14 protein-coding genes are annotated in these 19,901 nt (G+C 66.2%); 6 read left to right on the top strand and 8 right to left on the bottom strand.

The genetic code is table 11. The features are described from left to right. Positions 1–4: 4 nt before the first annotated feature. Genes OG394_RS04180 through OG394_RS04165 form a run of 4 tightly spaced genes read right to left on the bottom strand, consistent with a single transcriptional unit; the run spans position 5 to position 4,696 of the window. Positions 5–1,558, bottom strand: coding sequence for a glycosyl hydrolase 53 family protein (locus OG394_RS04180; protein ID WP_328993511.1), 1,554 nt, complete (start codon positions 1,556–1,558; stop codon positions 5–7). A 12-nt stretch (positions 1,559–1,570) separates the two neighbouring features. After that, positions 1,571–2,437, bottom strand: coding sequence for a carbohydrate ABC transporter permease (locus OG394_RS04175; RefSeq protein WP_328993510.1), 867 nt, complete (start codon positions 2,435–2,437; stop codon positions 1,571–1,573). Further along, positions 2,424–3,347, bottom strand: a complete 924-nt coding sequence (locus OG394_RS04170) for a carbohydrate ABC transporter permease (RefSeq protein ID WP_328993508.1) — start codon at positions 3,345–3,347, stop codon at positions 2,424–2,426. Before OG394_RS04170 ends, OG394_RS04175 begins: the two co-directional genes overlap by 14 nt. After that, positions 3,347–4,696 (bottom strand): ABC transporter substrate-binding protein, encoded by a 1,350-nt coding sequence (locus OG394_RS04165; protein WP_328993507.1) that lies wholly within the window; start codon positions 4,694–4,696, stop codon positions 3,347–3,349. The genes OG394_RS04170 and OG394_RS04165 overlap by 1 nt, the downstream gene beginning before the upstream one ends. Positions 4,697–4,965: 269 nt before the next feature. Between OG394_RS04165 and OG394_RS04160 the strand changes: the two genes are divergently transcribed. Together OG394_RS04160 and OG394_RS04155 are read left to right on the top strand one after the other, a co-directional pair. After that, complete coding sequence (locus tag OG394_RS04160) at positions 4,966–5,817, top strand: glycoside hydrolase family 16 protein (RefSeq protein WP_328993506.1); 852 nt, start codon at positions 4,966–4,968, stop codon at positions 5,815–5,817. Positions 5,818–5,913: 96 nt separating this feature from the next. Beyond that, the gene (locus OG394_RS04155; RefSeq protein ID WP_328993505.1) at positions 5,914–7,245 is read left to right on the top strand and encodes a helix-turn-helix domain-containing protein; all 1,332 of its coding nucleotides are present in this window, start codon (positions 5,914–5,916) and stop codon (positions 7,243–7,245) included. Positions 7,246–7,293: 48 nt separating this feature from the next. Here the strand turns inward: OG394_RS04155 and OG394_RS04150 are convergent, their stop codons facing one another. The 3 genes from OG394_RS04150 to OG394_RS04140 form a co-directional block, all read right to left on the bottom strand. Then, the gene (locus OG394_RS04150; protein WP_328993504.1) at positions 7,294–9,171 is read right to left on the bottom strand and encodes a rhamnogalacturonan lyase; all 1,878 of its coding nucleotides are present in this window, start codon (positions 9,169–9,171) and stop codon (positions 7,294–7,296) included. A 20-nt stretch (positions 9,172–9,191) separates the two neighbouring features. Then, positions 9,192–10,235, bottom strand: a complete 1,044-nt coding sequence (locus tag OG394_RS04145; protein ID WP_328993503.1) for a rhamnogalacturonan acetylesterase — start codon at positions 10,233–10,235, stop codon at positions 9,192–9,194. A gap of 350 nt (positions 10,236–10,585) precedes the next feature. Further along, positions 10,586–11,632, bottom strand: a complete 1,047-nt coding sequence (locus OG394_RS04140; RefSeq protein WP_328993501.1) for a LacI family DNA-binding transcriptional regulator — start codon at positions 11,630–11,632, stop codon at positions 10,586–10,588. Between the two features lie 164 nt (positions 11,633–11,796). Between OG394_RS04140 and OG394_RS04135 the strand changes: the two genes are divergently transcribed. The 3 genes from OG394_RS04135 (at position 11,797) to OG394_RS04125 (ending at position 15,411) form a co-directional block, all read left to right on the top strand. Continuing rightward, complete coding sequence (locus OG394_RS04135; protein ID WP_328993500.1) at positions 11,797–12,804, top strand: PaaX family transcriptional regulator; 1,008 nt, start codon at positions 11,797–11,799, stop codon at positions 12,802–12,804. A gap of 226 nt (positions 12,805–13,030) precedes the next feature. After that, the gene (locus OG394_RS04130) at positions 13,031–14,230 is read left to right on the top strand and encodes a glycoside hydrolase family 5 protein (RefSeq protein WP_328993499.1); all 1,200 of its coding nucleotides are present in this window, start codon (positions 13,031–13,033) and stop codon (positions 14,228–14,230) included. Between the two features lie 149 nt (positions 14,231–14,379). Further along, complete coding sequence (locus OG394_RS04125; protein ID WP_328993498.1) at positions 14,380–15,411, top strand: P1 family peptidase; 1,032 nt, start codon at positions 14,380–14,382, stop codon at positions 15,409–15,411. A gap of 2 nt (positions 15,412–15,413) precedes the next feature. On the opposite strand, the gene OG394_RS04120 is transcribed toward OG394_RS04125, so the two are convergent. Continuing rightward, positions 15,414–16,748, bottom strand: a complete 1,335-nt coding sequence (locus OG394_RS04120) for a glycoside hydrolase family 6 protein (protein ID WP_328993497.1) — start codon at positions 16,746–16,748, stop codon at positions 15,414–15,416. Between the two features lie 291 nt (positions 16,749–17,039). On the opposite strand from OG394_RS04120, the gene OG394_RS04115 reads away from it, so the two are divergent. Then, entirely contained in the window at positions 17,040–19,886 is a 2,847-nt protein-coding gene (locus OG394_RS04115; RefSeq protein WP_328993496.1) for a glycoside hydrolase family 48 protein, read from the top strand. The last annotated feature ends 15 nt before the right edge of the window (positions 19,887–19,901 follow it).

The following is a 19,901-nucleotide window of genomic DNA, read 5'->3' as shown; positions in this document are numbered from 1 at the left end:
GCTGTTACGGGAGCCAGCGGATGTTGGGGTTGATGCGACCGGTCCGGTCGAAGACGGCCTGGTTCTCCCAGGCATTGCCGGAGTTGTTGATGTCGGCCGGGTCCCAGCCGTTACCGGGTACGGCGGCGTGCCAGGTGGGTTCCCAGTAGAAGACGCCACTCGCGCCGGCGTTGCGGGAGGTGTTCTGCACGGCGGCGAAGTTGGCCTGCTGGCCGGACGGTGTGGCCGAGTGGCCGGCGCAGGGCTGCGAGGAGGTGATGATGTTGCCGGCGTGGTCGTAGTTGGCCGTGGTGAAGGGGTAGGCGGTCTCGGCGAGGATCACCGGCTTGCCGTACCGCGACTTCATGTCGGAGACGACACCGGCCATTCCGGACATGCTGCCGTGCCAGTAGCAGTAGTAGGACAGCGCGGTGACGTCCCACTGGACGCCTTGGGACCGGATGCCGTCGTAGAACCAGCGAGCGCCGCTCTCCACCCTCGCGGTGTGGATGACCACCTGGGTGCCGCTGTTACACGCCTTGGTGGCGTTGTAGCCGGCCTTGAGCAGCAGACCGAGGTTGGTGAAGTTGCTGTTGTTCACCGCGCCCTCGGGCCAGAGCATGCCGGTGTTGATCTCGTTGCCGATCTGCACGCTGTCCGGAGTGGTGCCCTGCGCCTTCAGGCTGTTGCAGACGTCGTACGTGTAGTTGTAGACGTCGGTCTGCAGCTGGCCGATGCCGTGGTTGGCCCACGCGGCGGGCTTGTACTGCTTGCCCGGGTCCGCCCAGGTGTCGGAGTAGTGGAAGTCGATCATCAGCTTCAGGCCCTTGGCCTTCACCGTGCGCGCGTACTCCAGGACCTTGGCCTTGTTGTTGTAGCCGCTGCGCGGGTTGTTCCAGATCCGCAGCCGGACGTAGTTGACGCCGGCGCTCTTGAGGATGTCCAGCGCATCACCCTGGGTGCCGTTGGCGTAGTAGTACTTCGTACCGAGGTCGCCGGCCCGTTGCAGCGTCGACACGTCCGCGCCACGCATGATCGTGTCGTTACCGACGTCGCCGGTCGTGACCTCGAGGTAGTCGATGTTGCCCAGTCCGCCGGCGGTGGTCGCGGCCAGCCGTACGGTGTTGGCCCCGGCGTTCAGCTGCACGGTCAGGGTCCTGGTCGCCCACGTGGTCCAGGAGGCGGTGGCCGCGAACGCCATCCCGGCCTGTGCCACCGAGCCGTTGACGCTCACGTCACCGGGACGGTTCGCGCCGCTGCCATTGGCGTACCGGAACGCCAGGGTCGCCGTGCCCGCGGCCGCCGCGTTCACCGTGAACGTGACCGCGCTGCCTACGGCGTTGGACGTGTCGCAGAAACCGCTGCCGGAGTAGCCGGAGTGGTTTGAGGCGACGGCGCCACTGCACACGGCGGGTGCGGACTCGGCCTCGTACCGGCTCGTCGCGGCGACCGCGCTCGAGGGCGTCGACACCTCGGCGTCACGCCCGGTGAGGCTGGACGCCGCTCCGGCGGGGGCGGTGAGCAGGGCGGTCGAGAGGGCGGTGACCGTCAAGACGGCCGCGACTTTCCCGTGCTTCATAGCAACCTCCACTTATCCTTTGATCCCGGACGCGACGACGCTCCGGATGAAGTACCGCTGGGCGAACAGGAAGATGAGCAGGACCGGAATGGTGTAGAGAGCCGCACCGGCAGCCTGCACGGTTGGAATCGCGTTGCCGCGCGGATCGCGGTACCACGCGGTGATCGCGACCGAGAGCGTCGTGTGGTCCACGTCGAGCAGCAGCGCCGGGGCGATGTAGTCACCCCAGGTCCAGGTGAACGACAGCAGGAACGACGTGATCAGGGCGGGCCACGACAGCGGCAGGAAGATCCGGCCGAAGATCCGGGCCCAGCCGCAGCCGTCCATGATGGCCGCGTCCTCCAGTTCGCGCGGGATCGCCGCGAAGAACTGCCGGAACAGGAACACCAGGTACGGCGAGGCCCCGAGCCCCCACAGCACCCACGGCCAGTACGTGTTGACCACGCCGATCCGGGCGAACAGCACGTACGTCGGCAGCAGCGTCAAGATCTGCGGCAGCATCATGGTCGACAGCACCACCAGGAACAGCGCGTGCTGGCCTCGTCCGCGCAGCCGGGCGAACCCGAAGCCGACGAGTGCGCTGGTCGCGGTGACGAGCAGGGCGTACATCGTGGAGAGAAAGAGCGAGTTGGCCGTGTAGGCCGCGAAGTTGATGTCCGTGAGAGCCCGGCCGAAGTTGTCCCACTGTGCTTGTTCGGGCAGGAGCCGCGTCGGTATGGCCCCCCACTCCTCGCGTGACTTCAGCGCGGCGAGCAGCAGCCAGCCGATCGGCCCGACGAACAGCATCGCCAACACCAGCAGCAGCACGTACATCGCGGCAGCGCTCGGCTGGAAGCGCGGCCGGGCAAGCTGCGGGTGCGCGCGTCTAGTGCCGGCCATCGCTGTCCACCTCGTAGTACACCCAGAGACGGCTCGATCGCTGCACCAGCAGGGTGATCGCCAGGATCACGATGAAGAACACCCACAACATCGCCGAGCCGTAGCCGAACCGGTTCGACTGAAAGAACTCCTCGTAGACCTGAACCATGTAGAGGTGGGTGCTGCGCGGCACATGGCCCACTCCCGAGATGCTGTTCGTCTCGGCAAGCAGCAACGGCTGTACGACGATCTGGAACGAGGCGATCACCCCAGTGACCACCTGGAAGAACAGCACCGGCGAGATCATCGGCACAGTGACGTGCCGGAATACCCGCCAGCGGCTCGCGCCATCCACCACGGCGGCTTCCTCGAGCTCAGGCGGCACGCCCTGGAGCGCGGCGAGCATGATCACCATGCCGCCGCCCAGCCCCCACAGCGACACCGTGACCAGCGCGTAGAACGCCACCGGGTCGACCAGCCAGGTGATCGAGTCGATTCCCGCCACGGCGAGAACCGCGTTGAGAAGACCGGCGTCCCGGTTGAACACCAGCTTCCACATGATCGCCATCGCGACCACCGGCACGACCGACGGCAGGAAGAAGATCGTGCGCCAGAGCCCTACCGCTTTCAGCCGCCGGTTCAGCAGCACCGCCAGTCCGAGCGCGCCGGCGACGCTGAGCGGCACCACGATCGCGGTGAAACCCAACGTGCGCAGCAGGGACGCCCAGGCGTCGGTGTCGCGGTACAGCTCGGCGTAGTTGCGCAACCCGACCCAGCGCCAGCGCGGCGAGCTGCCGTCGAAGTTGGTCAGGCTCATCCCGAACGCATAGACGAGCGGGACCGCGGTCAACAGCACAAACCCGGCCACCCAGGGCGAGACGAAAAGGTAGAAGGTGCGGTTGGAGTATCGCGACCAGCTCCGCGCCGCCATCACCCGATCTGCTCTTTGCCTTGGCTGAGCTGCTGATTGAGCTCGTCGGTGATCGCCCGGCAGGCCTCCTCCACCGTCGCCTGGTTCTTGATCGCCCGCTGAATGTGCTTGTCGATGACGCTGTTGCACTTGTCGCTCGTGACGTACGGCGAGTCAGGCAGGGGTCCGGCGTACTTCAGCTCGTTCTGGGCGACCTGGAAGGCCTGCTTCTGATACGGCAGCTCTTGCGGGAGCTTCGGCAACAGCGACTTCAGCGCGGGCAGACCCCAACCGCTCTTGGCCCGTTCCTCGGCCGGTGGCCCGGCCATGAAGAACTCCATCAGCTTCCAGGCCTCGTCCTTGTGCTTGGCCTTGGCCGGGATATAGGCGCCCACACCGGCGTACGTCGGGCTCATCCGCCGATCGCCCATCACCGGTGCGGGCGCCATCCGTAGGTTGCTCTGCAGCGCCTTCTCCGTGACGAAGTTTCCGCCGAACCAGTAGCCGTCCTGGGTGATGGCCATCCGCTTCGCGAGGAACGTGGTCAGATCGGCGCCGTCCGGCAACGGGTCCAGCGAGGTAGGCCCGACACCCGCGCGACCGAAGTCGACGTACCAGGCGATCGCGCGCCGTGCCGCCGGCGTGGTCAGGTCGACCTTGGTGAGGTCGTCGCTGTAGACCTGCTCCCCCTGCTGCAGGATCATCGTCATGATCGGCGCCCAGAGACTCCAGGCCCACTCCAGACCGAGGCCGTAGACCTTGGCCTTGCCGCCGCTGCGCTCCGTCAACTGTTTGCCGATGGCAAGCAGTTCGTCGTAGCCGATCGGTTCGGTGTCGTTCAGGTACGGCACCTTGGCCTGGTCGAATAGCCGCGTGTTGTACCAGAGAGTGGCGTCCTGGCTCCAGTCCTTGACGATGCCGTAACAGGGTCCCTGCCCGATCTTGCTGCCGTCCCAGCGGAAGCTGTCGTTGACCCCCAGCAGGTCATCGGCCCGCAGAACCTGGCTCTTCTCCAGGTACGGCGTGAGGTCCGCGGCCAGTCCACGGGCATTGGTGTTCGCGCTACCGACCGCCGTCGCCCGGACGAAGTCCGGTGGGTTGCCCGAGGCAAGCATCGCGTTGAGCCGGGTGCCATCGCTTTGAATGAACTCGATCCGGATCCCTGGATTGGCCCTTTGGAAGTCGGCGATGTGGCTCTTGGTCAGCTCGTTGTTGTTGTACATCACGGTCAGCGTCACGGTGTCGCCGGCGCCGCCGCCCGTTGACGAGCCGGAAGTGCCTGCGTTGCAACCGGTGAGCCCGGTCGCGACTCCACCCGCTGCCAATGCGGATCCGGCCAGAAACCGGCGTCGCGTGATCCGAGCGTTCATCCCGACCTCCAGGGGCAGACCGACAGGATCCGTCGGCGAGAGTTGTTGGGAACGTTCACAGCCTTGATGCAGCCATGTTCGGTGTCAATAGCTCATTTACCGTTATTGCGATGGCGAAAGCACGATCAGTAACGGCTGTGAGCGTTCCCAGAACGTAGCGCAGCGGCGAACGATCCGCACTTGACGAAAGTTGACAAAACCCTTGTCCGGCAGCCCGAAACCTCTTCACGCTCCTACCGTGGTGCGCCCGTCTGCAAGGAGATGGCAGCGTGAAGAACGCACGGTCAGGTCTTCGAACACTCATCACGTTGGCCGCGGCTTGGTCACTCGTGGCCGCCGCGACGGTCGGCACCACCCACGCGGCCGAAGCTGCCGATCAACCCCCGAATCCGCTCCAGAAGCCCGGCTGGATCCTCGACCGGAACGACGAGTTCAACGGCAGCCTGGACCGCAACCTGTGGATCACCAACTACCTCGAATCGCGAACGCCGGAATGGCGATCCAGGGCCCGGTACGGATTCCGCAACAACGCCCTGGTGCTGCGAATCGACAACAACCAGCCGACCTATTACTCCAACAACCCGATGAAGGTGTCCAGCCTGCAGACAGGGCAGCGGACGGGCCTGCACAAGAACAATGCTTACGATCACTCGATTCCGACGGTGATGAAGTACACGGCCAAGTACGGCTACTTCGAGATTCGCGCGAAGAGCTCCGCTCGAAGCGGCCTGCACACCGCCTTCTGGGTGATCGGCAAACAGGACACCCCGAGCCAGTCCGCGGAAGTCGACATCCTCGAGCACGCGGGCCGATTCCCGCGCAACTTCAACTTCGGCATGTTCAAGTGGGGTGATCCGAACGCCCAGGAGATCCACCACAACATCGCCGTCGACTTCAATATCTCGAGCGAGATGCACATCTATGCCCTCGAGTGGACTCCGACGCAGATGAAGCTGTACGTGGACAATGTGCTGAAGAAGACGATGAACGTCTCCCCGACGTACCCGATGCTGTTCCTGCTGGGCATCTACGAGAACGCCGGCTGGACCGGACCGGTCGATCCCTCGGACCCCAGGCCGAAGGAATTCGTCATCGATTACTTCCGCTCGTACCGTAAGTAATCAAGGCTTGGTGCGGCTGCGACCGATTCCGGCCAAGGTTCGTTGCGGCTGGCAACTAGCGGCTGACAAATGGTGCCCGCGACGCTATAACGGGGTATGCGCGAGGCTGAGACGGGCGACGACCGGTTCGGGCGCGAACTTCGCCGCCTGCGGGAAAAGGCTGGGCTCACGCAGGTTCAGCTGGCCACTCGTCTCGGGTACAACCACACGTACGTTTCCAAGCTGGAGGGCGGTTCGCGGGTGCCGCGGATCGCCTTCGCTGGTGGTGCTGACGAGCTGCTCGGTGCGGGTGGTTCGCTGATCGCGCTGGCGACGAATGTCAGGGCGCGGCGGCAGCAGGACGATCGTGGTTTCGCGGACGGGACGGTCGGGGTGCCGCTGCCCCGGCCTCCGGTCGCGATCCTCGCGGCGCCCCCGCCTCCGGCCCGGCGGGTACACCTTCCCTCGTTCGGCGTGGCGTGCCCGCTGCACGGCGTGGACGGCTGCGCGGTGACAGCTCCCGCCGAAGGCCTGGAGGGCCTGGTCGGCGACACTGCGCGGACCGTGGGTGCCGAGACCGTGCACGGTCTCGCCGCGATGCTGGTCTCCTACATCGAAGCGGATCTGGTGGGCGGCGGTTGCCTTCTCTCCGCGCCCTTGGAGCAAACGCTGAGAGCCATCGTGGGGCTCGTGCCCAAGGCTCCCGAGGCGGTGGCGATCGCCTTGCTCCGGCTCGCGGCTCAGTACGCCGATCTCGCCGCGAAGCAGCGGATCAACCACGGCCAGCACGGAATCGGGATGACGTGGCTGCACCGAAGCGTCGAATGGGCGTCGGCATCTCGCGATCACGCGGCGGCGTGCGGGGCGCTGAGCAGTATGAGCGGCCTCGCGTTACTGGAGGGCGATGGCGCGACGGCGGTGGAGTACGCCCGGGCAGTGGCGGCGGTCGACCGCGGGCGGCGGTGGACCGTCGTACAGGCCGGCCTCGTCGAGGCGCGTGGTCATGCGCTGCTCGGCGATTGGCGAGAGGTCGACCGATTGTCGAATGAGGCGCAGCGCGCCGCGGACCGGCTCGGCGACCGCGACCGCCTCGAAGCACCCTGGTTGTTCGACGCCGAAGGGGCGACGTACATCGCCTCCCACCTCGCGGGGGCCCTGCGCGACCTGACCGAGACGACCGAAGACCGGGCGATCGCGAGTCGTGCGGTGGCTTTCTCCGAGTCAGCCCTCGCGAATGTGCCGCCCTGGATGCCCGCGAGCCGCCTGCTGCTGACGCTTCGCCTCGCCGACAGCCAGGCCTGTGGCGGCGCCTTCGACGCGGCCATTGCCGTGGCCCGTCCGGTGCTCGACGCGGCCCAGTCGGCCGGCAGCATTCGCATCAACCACGAACTCGACCGGCTGCGCCTCCGGCTCGGCGACCGCTGCGAGGACCTGCTCACCGACCTGTGAGCGGCCGTGATCGAGAGCGTTCTCGATCACGGCCGCTCGCCTGTTAGCTCAGCTTCCGATGGCGAAGCTGGGGTGGGGCGGCTGGTTGTAAGCGGTGTTCTGCCAGGCGACGGCTACGCGGTACTGGCGGTCTTGCATGAGGGACGGACGGGTGATGCTGGTGCTGTCGGTGGTGGAGTAGATCCGCAATGCGCGGTTGTCCGACGTCCGCCAGATCACTTCCTCGCGCCAGTCGCCGAGGATGTCGGCCGACAGCGCGGGCGTCGACTTGGTGCCGTTGTTCGACGAGACGCCGGAGCCGGTGAGCAGCCGGGTGTCGCCGCTCGTGCCGTACTTGTCGATCTGCGTCCCGTTGAGCAACTCACGTTGGGCGTCGCCGTCCCACCAGATCACGAAGTTGATCGAGCCCGGCTTGCGTGCGGCGACCTGGCTCCCGTTGGTGGCACTGCGCAGGCCACCGACCGACGCCGACCACGCCTCGGCACCGCGGTTGCCGGCCCAGATGTCCGCGGCCACTCCCCTGCCGTTGTCACAACCACACGACGGCGCGCTCCAGATGATCTGACCGGTGCGCGCGTCACCCATCCAGTGCGTCGGCTCGTTGGTCCACTCCGACGGCTTGAACACCTCGAGTCCGGGACGGGACGGAATGAAGTCGCTGACGTGGTACGCGTCGCCGTGGTGGGTGTTGTTCTGCCACAGACCTCGTCCGTTGTCGTCAATCGCCATCGAGCCGTACATCACCTCATCGCGACCGTCGGCATCCACGTCCGCGATCGACAGGTTGTGATTGCCCTTGCCGGCCCACTGACTGCCGGCCGTATTGGAGTCGAAGATCCAGCGCTGGGTCAGCGCGCCGTTGCGGTAGTCCCACGCTGCGATGACGGAGCGGGTGTAGTAGCCGCGCGCCATGATGATGCTCGGCCGCGTCCCGTCCAGGTACGCCGTACCGGCGAGGAAGCGGTCGACGCGGTTGCCGTAGTTGTCACCCCAGGACGAGACGTTTCCCCGTGGTGGCTGGTAGTTCGCGGTCGCCAGCACGGCGCCGTCGGTCCCGCGGAACACCGACAAGAACTCCGGACCGGCCAGGATGTAGCCGCTGGAGTTGCGATGGTTGGCGGTCGCGTTGCCGATCACCTGGCCGGTACCGGACCGGGTGCCGTCCGCGGTCTTCACCGCCACCTCGGCACGGCCGTCACCGTCGTAGTCGAACACCTGGAACTGCGTGTAATGCGCACCGGCCCGGATGTTGCGGCCGAGGTCGATGCGCCACAACCTGGTGCCATTCAGCTTGTACGCGTCCAGGTAGACGTTTCCGGTATAGCCGGCCTGGGCGTTGTCCTTGGCGTTGGTCGGGTCCCACTTCAGCACGATCTCGTACTGCCCGTCCCCGTCGAGATCACCCACGCTCGTGTCGTTCGCGACATAGGTGTACCTCTCGCCGGATGGCGTCGTACCACCCGCCGGAGGCTGGATCGGCACGTCCCTGGAACTGGCCGTGATCCCGGTAGCACCGTTCACAGCGTTGAGTGTCAGCGAGTCTTCCGCCGCGAACTTGGACTGCCGCTCGACCCCGTCGGCCACGGACCGCACCGTGTACTTGGAGCCCGCGGGGGCGCCGGCATCCACGAAACTGGTCGCACCGCTGACCGGTGTGCGGTTCACCTTGCTGCCGTTGCGGTAGACGTTGAAGGTGGTGCCGGCCGGGTCGTCGGCGAGTTGCCGCCAGCTGACGCGGTTGCCGTTCGCGGTGTGCACGCTGATCACACCGCGGTTCAGCTTGTCGGTCTGTGATTTCGCCGGTTGCGGAGTGGCCGCCGAGGGCGGGATATCGATCGCTCCCGCCGTGGTGTTCGGCACCAAGACTACTGTCGCTATGCCGACGGCCGCGACGACCAGCCGGCGGCTGATTGCCAATCTCTGCATGGGATTCTCCAATCGGTTGGTCATCGCAGGTAGGGAACCAGCGGCAGGTTGAGCTCGCGGACGCCCTGGACGACGAGCTTCGACATCTCCGTCGCGCCGTACATGGAGAAGTGTGTGTTGTCCCCCTTCTCCCGGGTGAGATAAAGCGACTGGGAGGCCGAGGCGCCGAGCGATTCCACCAGCGCCTTGCTCTTCGCCGTCAGGTCGATCACCGGGACGTTCGCGCTCCGGCCGAGTGTCCGCATCACCGCGGGCAGATCCACGCCGCGGCTGTTAACGTGCAGGGCGGTCCGGGTGAGCGTGCTGCCGCTGAAAAGCCGCCGAACCGGCGGCGTCACCAACACCGGCGTACCGCCCCGCTCACGCACACCGCTGACCATCCGGGCGAGGTTGTCCCGGAACGCGGTCGAGGTGGTGTCCTTGTCGTTGTGCCCGAACTGGATGAACACCAGGTCTTTGCTCTTGATCAGCGGCTTGACCGTCGGGAATAGCGCTCGGTTGGACAAGAAGCTGCCGGAGCTTTCGCCGGAATCCCCATAGTTCGCGATCACCGCGCCGCTGCCGACCCGGGTGGGAAGCGCCTGGCCCCACCCGGCGTACGGCGCGTAGAACTGATCGCACACGGTCGAGTCACCGGCGAGGTAGACCACCATCGGGGCACTTGCCGGCGCCACCGTCAGCGACCGAACCGCCGGCGCGCTCCCGCCGAAGGTGATGCTGAGCCCCGACGTACCGGTTCCCCCCTGCCCCGTTGGCTGCCCTTCGGGTACGCGGACGTTGACTGTCGCGCCGGTGCGGACGATCTGGCCCGCACCGGTCGAGACCGCGGAGAGGACCTGTCGTCGGGCTTCCACCGACATCGACGTATTGGCCGCCTTGTCCGGGCTGCCCAGGTCGACCGTGACCTGGTAGTTGCCTGGGGCAACGTTGAAGTGGCATCTGATCGGCAACGTCCCCGAACACTGCGGGGGCAACGCCTGCTCTGCCGCCGCACTGGAGGTCGGTACCAGTGCGGCGGCGGTCACCGCGAAGGTGGTGAGAGCCAGCGTGGATCTGAAGGTCATGGGGCGGTACCTCTTCCTTGCTGTGGACGAGGGGAACAGCGCTGCCGCTACGGGGTCCAGCGGCTGTTCGTCGGGCGGGGCGGGGACGATTGGTCCAGCAGACTGTGAACGTACCCACACTCACAGTCAACGCATTGTTCTCGGAGATGAAAGCGCATGTTCGTGCGCCTGACAAGGCCAGGATGCGAATTCTGTGAACGTACACAGCGATCGGCAGGAGCCGCCGCCACACCGCGGCGAGGCCGCTGAGGCGGGGTACGGACAGCTTCTTCGGGCTGAAGTTGTCAACAACTGTCAAACCGCCCGTGACCTGAAGCCGTCACGTGCCGTGGCAGGAAAGGGCGGTGCGGTCAGGCCGACGCGCGGATGACCAGCTCCGTCGGCAGGATCACGGTGGCCAACCCTTCGCCATCGATCTGAGCCAGCAGCTGGCGCACCATGGTCTCGCTGATCCGGTCCCACGGCTGCCGGATCGTGGTCAGCTGCGGGTCGAGCCCGGTCGCGACCGGTGAATCGTCGAAGCCGCCAACGGCGACGTCGTCGGGAATGCGCAGACCGGCGCGCTCGATCGCGCTCATCGCACCTTCAGCCATGAGATCCGACGCGACGAAGACGGCGTCGAGATCCGGCTCCTGGGCGAGCAGTTGCCGCATGCAAGCTTCGCCGCTCGCACGGCTGTAGTCGCCGATCGCCACCAGGCGCTTCGCAAAGCGCACGCCGTGCTCCGAGAGCATCTCGCGATAGCCCAGCAGCCGCTCCAATCCACCGGGCGTGTCCTGCGGACCGGCGATCGTCGCGATGCGCCGCCGGCCGGACTCGAACAGATACCGGACCATGGTCCGGGCGCCCTCGCGGTCATCTGCTGCCACGTACGACACGGCGCCATGCCGGCCGAGCGGCTTGCCACAGCAAACGAACGGCAGACCGGCCCGCTGCAGGTGCTCGATCATGGGATTGCCGCGATGCGAGGAGAACAGCAGCACGCCGTCAACGTGGTGCGCCGAGAGGTATGGGGCGATGCGACGGCGCTCCGCCTCCGTACCCGCCGTGATCAGGACCAGCGGGATGTCGTGGTCGGCGAGGGCTGCGGTGCAACTGCGCAGCAGGGTCGTGAAATTGGGATCCTCGAAGAACACGTCCTGGGTCTCTGACAGCAGGAACGCGACCGACCCGGCCCGCTGGGTGACCAGACTGCGCGCCGCCCGGTTCACCACGTAGTCCAGCTTGCGGATCGCGGCGTTGACCGCCTCCTGGGCGGCCGGGCTGACATTGCGCCCGCCCTGCAGAACGCGTGAGACGGTACCGCGTGAAACCCCCGCGTGCGCGGCGACGTCGTGGATGGTCGGCGGGCGCTTGGTTCGAGCTCGCCCGCTCCGGTCTGGCGCAGTGTCCGTCATCGATCCTCATCTGCCGCAGTCGTGGTCACGACTTTACCTCGCCACGACGTACTGCCAGGCTGACACTCGCCTGGTTGTGAACCGCCTGTGTACGTTCACACCGTCCGCGACAACGGCGGTGTCGTACTGGATTGTCAGCGCCTTTGGATGCCCGTCTCGATAGGGTGAGCGTCGCGCCCTCATGCCGATCCGCGCCGGAGCACACCGTGGTCAGCCTGTTCGATGTCAACGAGATCTTCCCGGACGTCGCCGGCGGCTCGGTTCGGTTGCCGCGTCGGCAGAGCGGCAGCTCACCCCAGGGCCTGGCGGTGACACTGATCGCGGACTACACCCTGCGCACTCGGGCCTGGTTGCCGAGTACGGCGATTGTGGTCGTGCTGGGTGAGTTCGGTGTGACCACGGGCGCCGCGCGGGCCGCGGTCAGCCGGCTGGCCCGCCGCGGTGTCCTGGAAGGCAGACGGCAGCGCCGGCACACCGACTATCGCCTGACCGAGCCCGCGGCGGACAACCTGTTGGTCGGCGGCAGTTCGATCGCTAGGTTCGCCGCCGAGGCAGACTCCTGGGACGGCTCCTGGACCCTCGTCGGCTTCACCCTGCCGAAGGAGGAGAAGGCCGGGCGGAGTTCCGTACGAGCTCAACTGCGCTGGTGGGGCTTCGCGCCTCTGTACGACGGGGTCTGGGTGTCGCCGCACCCACTGACAGAACAGCAACACGCGGAACTGGTTGCCGTGAACCCCGGAGTCATGACGGTATTCCGCGCGCAGCACGTGCACTTCCAGTCGGAGGCTACCCGCAACCCCATTCACGCCTGGGACATCGAAGGCATCGCCGAGCAGTACGAAACCTTCAGCCGGCGGTGGGAACCGCTGCTCCCCCGGATCTCGTCCGGTGCCATCACCGGCGCAGATGCCGTGTCAGCCCGGACCGAGGTGATGGACACGTATCGCCGTTTTCCAAGCTTGGACCCGCTGCTCCCGGACGAACTGATGCCGCCGGACTGGCCACGCGGCCGCGCGAGGGAACTGTTCGTCGCGGTCTACGACGGCGTGGCCGAGCCGGCCGAGGAACACATGCGGGCCGTCATAGCGCAGGTTGCCGATGGCCCCTATCCGGATATTCAGGCCCACACCGTGGCCAAGCTGAGCCTGATGCGGCCCTCCTCTCTCAGGTAGGCGGCGAGTGTGCGTGGGGTGATAGTTGACACTTTCTACGGCTCGCTCCCAGATTTCTGTCTACTGACTCTTGCGCAGGCCCACCCGATGCGGTTCCATCTACACGAACCGCCGCCTACCCGCTGTGCACCTTCACAGGATTCGCGAACATCAGTTATCGAAGCGCTTCGACAACCACCCGCCCTGCCCCCACGAGATCCTTGAGACAAGAAGTGAGGCAATAAGTATGGCGCCCAGAATAGGCAAGATCAGGAGCATTTTCCTTGCCGCCATATTGACGGTTTCCGTAGCCGTACCCCTGAACATCGCATCGGCCGACACCAAGGCGCAATCGAGCGCTGCCACAATCGTGGCCGACCTGGGCGCCGGCTGGAATCTCGGAAATGCACTGGAGGCCAACTCCAACGGATACCCGAGCGAGACGGCGTGGGGAAATCCGACCGTCACCCAGGCGCTCATTGACAAGGTCAAGGCGGCCGGATTCAAATCGATCCGCATCCCGGTCTCCTACCTGCGGCACATCGGCCCCGGTCCGAACTACACGATCAATTCCGCCTGGCTGAACAGGATCCAGCAGGTCGTCGACTATGCCTACAACCGGGGCATGCACGTGATGATCAACATGCACGGCGACGGCTACAAGTCCATCCCCTACGCCTGGCTGATCTGCGATGCCTCCAACCAGACGGCGATCAAGGCCAAGTACCAGAACGTCTGGCAACAGATCGCGTGGCGGTTCCAGAACTACGATCATCGCCTGATCCTCGAATCGATGAACGAGAATTTCGACGGTCAGTACGGCCGCCCGACCCAGCCGTGCTACTCGAACATCAACGCTTACAACCAGATCTTCGTGGACACCGTCCGGAGATCCGGCGGGAAGAACAGTTCGAGATGGCTGCTCGTTCCCGGCTGGAACACGAACATCGATTACACCGCCGGGAACTACGGCTTCGTGGTCCCGACGGACCAGTATCGAGACCCCACCATTCCCAGTACTGAGCGCCGGATCATGATCTCGGTTCACTACTACGCTCCCTGGGATTTCGCCGGCGAAGAAAACGGCACCATTACGCAGTGGGGACGCGCGTCCACCGATCCGCGGAGAAAGTCGACCTGGGGACAGGAAGACTATTTGAATTCGCAGTTGAAACTGATGTACGACAAGTTCGTCGTGCGAGGATATCCGGTAGTCGTCGGCGAGTTCGGTTCGATCGACAAGACCTCGTTCGACTGGTCGAACAACCGCTATCGTGCCGACTTCGGGTATGCCGTCGCGGCCACCGCCAAGCGATACGGCGCGGCGACCTTCTACTGGGACAACGGCGTAAACGGGCGCTACGGCTTCGCGCTCTTCAACCGGAGCTCCAATTCGGTGACCCAACAGGAAATCATCAATGACATCCGGTACGGCGCCGGCTGGTAGCAGCCCGGCCCCTGGTCCCAAGTAGCCCAGCGCCTCGCTCGGCGGCCGCAGTCCCCTGCCGGCCTCGAGCGAGGCGCCCGGCGAACTCGACCCGCCAGATGCCGCAAGATGCTCGCATCGCCGTACCGTCCGTCGACGACAGGAGCATCGTGAATCAGTTAGGCCGCCGCGCCCGTGACCTCGGAGTCGTCGTTGGCACGTTGCCCACCGGTCGTCACAACGCGATCACCGACGTCGACGGGATCCTGGTCGGTCACACGACCATCGACGACGGTATCGACCTGCATACCGGTGTCACTGCCGTCGTACCGAGTCAGCTTGGCCCGGAACGGTGGACCTTGCCGGCCGCCGTGTATTCGGGCAACGGGCACGGGAAGCTCGTCGGCTCGACCCAGGTCGACGAACTGGGCGTACTGGAGTCGCCAATCGTCCTCACTGCCACCCTGTCCGTGTTCCGGGCCGCAGACGCGCTATTGAGTTATCTGATGGACCGCAGGCCGGACGGATTGTCGTTCAACCCGCTGGTAGGCGAGACCAACGACGGCCATCTATCGGATATCCGCCGGCGCCCGATCACCGAGGAGCACGTGCTCGCCGCTATCACCGGGGCGTCCGGCGAACCGCCGATGGAAGGCTGCGTCGGGGCGGGCACTGGAACGGCCGCTCTCGGTTTCAAGGCCGGTATCGGGACGTCCTCCAGGACTGTGCGGGTGCTCGGGCGCCAGGCGACTATCGGCGCCCTCGTCCAGTCCAACTTCGGTGGAGTTCTCACCGCTCTCGGTGTTCCGCTGCCGGTCGATGAGCTCATTCCGGACGCTGATCGAACCGAACCGCCCGGCAACTCGTGCATGATCGTGGTGGCCACCGACGTACCTCTGGACGCCCGCCAGCTCGGACGAGTCGCCCGGCGCGCCATTTTCGCGATGGGTCGGGTGGGAGCGTCGTACAGCAATGCCAGCGGCGACTACGCGATCGCGTTCAGCACGGCGCAATCCGATCAGCCGGCCATCCCCGACGGGGAGATCAACCCGGTCTTCGGCGCCGTCATGGACACCGTTGAGGAGTCGCTCTTGAACTCACTGTTCGGCGCCGTCACGACGACCGGTAAGGGTGGTCGCGTCAGTCACGCCGTGCCACACCAGGCGGTGATCCAGCGATTGTCGGCAGCGGGTCGCTTATAGGTTCAGGTGCAGGAAACGCCGTTCAGGGTTGAGGAGGAGAACGGTGGGTTGCCACCGTTGTAGTCCGCGTTGTAGCCGATCGTCGCGGAACCACCGGTGGCGAGCTTGCCGTTCCAGGAAGCGTTCACGACCCGGACGGTGTCGCCCGTGTCGGTCCACGTCGCGTTCCAGCCCTGGGTCACGGTGACACCGGGCGCGGAGAACGTGAGCGTCCACCCGTCGACAGGCGCGCCGTGGTTCTCGATGACGATCTCGCCGGTGTAGCCGGACCCCCAGGTGTTGACCACCCGGTGCGTCACCTTGCACAAACCAGGCTGCGGCGAAGGCGAAGGCGTAGGCGTTGTGGTGGGCGGCGGCGTCCAGTTGGCGGCGGCCGCCAGCTCGTACGCCCGCTGCGGCACGAACTGACCCGCCGCGGCGATGCATCCGTCGGCCTCACCCGGCGGTTTGACCCACAGAAACGCAGCGATCTGCCCGTCACCGGTCTGGTCCGTGCTCGGGTTGCCGACCGCCCGGCCCGCCGGGTCACACCACTCGCTGCCCGACGGCCCGTTGCCGTTGCGGCTGGTGTCGATCACCGCACGAAGGCGCGAGTCGCCCACCGCGTTCAGTACGGCCTTGGCGAAGGCAGCCTCGTCGGCGGTCGCCCGGTAGTTCGACACGTTGGTGGCGATTCCGTCGGCGCTGTTCGAGATGTCCGCACCCTGCAACCGCGCCGCGGACTCCCCCGGCGTCAGCCACGCGGAGTGGCCGATGTCGAAGTACACCTTCGTCTGCGCCGAACCAGACTTGAGCTTCTTGCCCGCGTACGCCATCGACGCCTTCGTCTGGTTCTGCTGGTCTGCCGACTGACAGTTCGTCATGATCGGTAGGACGTCCGGCTCCAGGATGATCGCTGCCGGCCGGCCCGCTACACCAGCCGCCACCTGATCGACCCAGGCCCGGTAGGCCTCGTGCGACGGCGCTCCGCCGCCACTAGCACCACCGCAGTCGCGGTTGGGAATGTTGTAGACGACCATGATCGGCACCTTGCCGGCCGCCGCGGCGGCCCCGACGTACGCGTCGACCTCGGCTCGTACCGTGCCGGTGTTCGTCGTGGTGAACCACTTCCCCTGCGGCGTGGCCGCGATCCGGTCCCGGATCATCGGCGTCCGGGAGTCGTTCGGGTTTGCCGCCACCCACTTCGCCGCGCTGGTGCTCGGATCCACGTAGAACGGCGAGCCGGCGGCATGGGCACTTCGCCCAGTGGCAAGGGTGGCGGCACTCGCGACGAGCGCCACCACCAGGACAGCGGCACAAGGCGCCAGGGCGGCGGATTTCAGTCTTCTTGATCGCATGAAGGTCCTCGCAGCGTCGGTTGGGCGGCATGACGTTTGGGAGCGCTCCCAGATCCATTCGAACAGTAACCGCGCGGAAACCGGCGGTAAAGAGCCCCGAAACGTTTAGGGCCCTTCTCGCACACGCAGCCCGGCCTTACGTTGCCAGGAGTGGGAGCGCTCCCAGACCGCCTGGAGACCCTGCAGCTGACCCATGACGGAGGAGGACGGATGAGGAACCGGACGAGAGCGAGACGGTGGCGCACCAGACCGCTTGCCTTGGCAGTAGCGATGGCGATGGCGGTGGGAATCATGCCGCTGGTTGCGCCGGTGGCGCATGCCGCCGTGGCCTGCTCGGTGAACTACAACGTCGTGAATGAGTGGGGCAACGGTTTCGTCGCCGACGTGACGATCAAGAACGAAGGCGACCCGATCAACGGGTGGACCCTCACCTGGACCTTCCCGGACGGCCAGCAGGTGACGAACCTGTGGAACGGCAGCCACACGCAGTCCGGTGCCAAGGTCACCGTCACACCGGTGGACTGGAACAGGAACATCGGCACCGGCGGCACCGCGACCGTCGGTTTCCAGGGCACAAGAGGAGCGACGAACGGCAAACCGTCCGACTTCGCGGTCAATGGCGTGTCGTGCACCGGTGGCAACAAGGCCCCGACTGTGGCGGTGACCTCGCCGACAGCGGGTCAGTCGTTCCAGAACGGGCAGGCGATCCCGCTCGAGGCCACCGCGTCCGACAGCGACGGCACGGTGTCGAAGGTCGAGTTCCTGGCCGACGGCGTCGTGGTCGCCACCGACCTGACCGCTCCGTACCAGGGCTCTTGGCCGGGTGCGTCCGTCGGTGACCACGCCATCGCGGCTCGCGCGACCGACGAGCGCGGCCTCGCGACCACGACGGCACCCGTGCCGATCAAGGTGCTGGCCGGGGCGACGATCGTGGCCACGCCGACGACGCTCAACGTCAAGCAGGGCGGCACAGTGCCGTACGGCGTGACGCTGGCGAGTCAGCCGTCGTCCTCGGTGACGGTGGCGGTGGCCCGCTCGTCGGGCAGCGCTGACCTCACGGTGGCACCGACATCCCTGACGTTCACCACGACGAACTGGAACACGCCGCAGAACGTGACGGTCACCTCGGCGGCCAACGGCGGCGACCTGGTGTCAGCCGTCTTCTCCGCCACCGCGACCGGTTATGCGGCGGCCTCGGTGACCGTCAAGGAGATCTCGGCGACCATCCCTCCGTTCCAGGAGGCGTTCCTTACTCAGTACAACAAGATCAAGGACCCGGCCAGCGGCTACTTCCGCAAGTTCGGCGACTTGCTGGTGCCGTACCACGCGGTGGAGACGCTGATGGTCGAGGCGCCGGACCACGGGCACCAGACGACCTCGGAGGCGTTCAGCTACTACCTGTGGCTGGAGGCGAGCTACGGCAAGATCAGCGGGGACTGGGCTCCGTTCAAGTCGGCGTGGGCCTCGATGGAGAAGTTCATCATCCCAGCCAAGGCCGATCAGCCGACCAACGACAAGTACAGCCCGGCCAAGCCCGCCACCTACGCGCCCGAGCACGACCGGATGGACAAGTATCCGTCCGTACTGGACCCGGCCGTCTCAGTGGGTCAGGACCCGATCGCCGCTGAACTGAAGTCCGCGTACGGCACCAACGACATCTACGGCATGCACTGGCTGATCGATGTCGACAACACCCTCGGTTTCGGCCGGTGTGGCGACGGCACCACGGCACCGTCGTACATCAACACCTATCAGCGCGGCTCGTCGGAGTCGGTGTGGGAGACCATCCCGCAGCCGTCGTGCGACACGTTCAAGCACGGCGGTCCCAACGGGTATCTGGACCTGTTCACCAAGGACAGCTCGTACGCCAAGCAGTGGAAGTACACCAACGCACCGGACGCGGACGCCCGTGCGGTGCAGGTGGCGTTGTTCGCCGAACAGTGGGCGACCGCGCAAGGAAAGCAGGCCCTGATCGCGCCGGAGCTGGAGAAGGCCGCGAAGATGGGCGACTACCTGAGGTACGCGATGTTCGACAAGTACTTCAAGAAGGTCGGCAACTGTGTGGGAGCCGCGACCTGCCCCGGTGCCACCGGCAAGGACAGCTCGCACTACCTGATGTCCTGGTACTACGCGTGGGGTGGCGCGACGGACACTTCGGCGGGCTGGGCGTGGCGCATCGGTACCGGCGCCTCGCACCAGGGCTACCAGAACCCGCTGGCGGCGTACGCGCTCGCGAAGGTTCCCTCGTTGAAGCCGAAGTCGGCCACGGGTCAGCAGGACTGGGCCAAGAGCATGGACCGGCAGCTGGAAGTCCTGCAATGGCTGCAGTCGGCCGACGGCGGGATCGCCGGCGGTGTCACGAACAGCTGGGAAGGCAACTACGGCACGCCTCCCCCGGGCACGCCGACGTTCTACGGCATGTTCTACGACGCCCATCCGGTCTGGCGCGACCCGCCGTCGAACCGGTGGTTCGGCTTCCAGGTGTGGCAGATGGAGCGCACGGCCGCGCTGTACCGGATGACCGGTGACGCGCGGGCGAAGAAGATCCTGGACAAGTGGGTGCCGTGGGCCATCGCGAACACCACTGTGGGCACGAGCGGGAACTTCCAGATCCCGTCGGATCTGCAATGGACCGGTGCGCCCGACACGTGGAACCCGGGCACGCCGGGCGCGAACGCGAACCTGCGGGTCAGCGTGCTCAACCACAGCCAGGACGTCGGCGTGGCGGCGGCGTTCGCCAAGACCCTGCTGAACTACGCGGCCAAGTCGGGCACCGCCCCGGCGCGGTCCACCGGTGAGGGTCTGCTCACGGCGTTGCTGGCGCACCAGGACGCCAAGGGCATCGCCATCCCGGAGACGCGGAGCGACTACGGCCGCTTCGACGACACGTACAACGCGACGACCGGCGAGGGCACGTACGTCCCGCCGGGCTGGACGGGCAAGATGCCGAACGGCGACGTGATCGGCCAGGACTCCACGTTCCTGTCGATCCGGTCGTACTTCAAGAACGACCCGGACTGGCCGAAGGTGCAGCAGCACTTGAACGGCGGCCCGGCTCCGACCTTCACCTATCACCGGTTCTGGGCGCAGGCCGAGATCGCCACGGCGTTCTCGCTGCACGCCGAGCTGTTCGGGTAACCCAGGCGTGGCTTG

Source organism: Kribbella sp. NBC_01245 (assembly GCF_036226525.1).
Classification (GTDB): domain Bacteria; phylum Actinomycetota; class Actinomycetes; order Propionibacteriales; family Kribbellaceae; genus Kribbella.
Note: the sequence above shows the minus strand (reverse complement) of the source record. Positions and strands in the feature narration are given on the sequence as shown.

Excerpts from the sequence above, each read along its gene's own strand:
- OG394_RS04180 (WP_328993511.1), bottom strand. The coding sequence starts at position 1,558 with ATGAAGCACGGGAAAGTCGCGGCCGTCTTGACGGTCACCGCCCTCTCG.
- OG394_RS04175 (WP_328993510.1), bottom strand. The coding sequence starts at position 2,437 with ATGGCCGGCACTAGACGCGCGCACCCGCAGCTTGCCCGGCCGCGCTTC.
- OG394_RS04170 (WP_328993508.1), bottom strand. The coding sequence starts at position 3,347 with ATGGCGGCGCGGAGCTGGTCGCGATACTCCAACCGCACCTTCTACCTT.
- OG394_RS04165 (WP_328993507.1), bottom strand. The coding sequence starts at position 4,696 with ATGAACGCTCGGATCACGCGACGCCGGTTTCTGGCCGGATCCGCATTG.
- OG394_RS04155 (WP_328993505.1), top strand. The coding sequence starts at position 5,914 with ATGCGCGAGGCTGAGACGGGCGACGACCGGTTCGGGCGCGAACTTCGC.
- OG394_RS04150 (WP_328993504.1), bottom strand. The coding sequence starts at position 9,171 with ATGCAGAGATTGGCAATCAGCCGCCGGCTGGTCGTCGCGGCCGTCGGC.
- OG394_RS04145 (WP_328993503.1), bottom strand. The coding sequence starts at position 10,235 with ATGACCTTCAGATCCACGCTGGCTCTCACCACCTTCGCGGTGACCGCC.
- OG394_RS04140 (WP_328993501.1), bottom strand. The coding sequence starts at position 11,632 with ATGACGGACACTGCGCCAGACCGGAGCGGGCGAGCTCGAACCAAGCGC.
- OG394_RS04130 (WP_328993499.1), top strand. The coding sequence starts at position 13,031 with ATGGCGCCCAGAATAGGCAAGATCAGGAGCATTTTCCTTGCCGCCATA.
- OG394_RS04120 (WP_328993497.1), bottom strand. The coding sequence starts at position 16,748 with ATGCGATCAAGAAGACTGAAATCCGCCGCCCTGGCGCCTTGTGCCGCT.
- OG394_RS04115 (WP_328993496.1), top strand. The coding sequence starts at position 17,040 with ATGCCGCTGGTTGCGCCGGTGGCGCATGCCGCCGTGGCCTGCTCGGTG.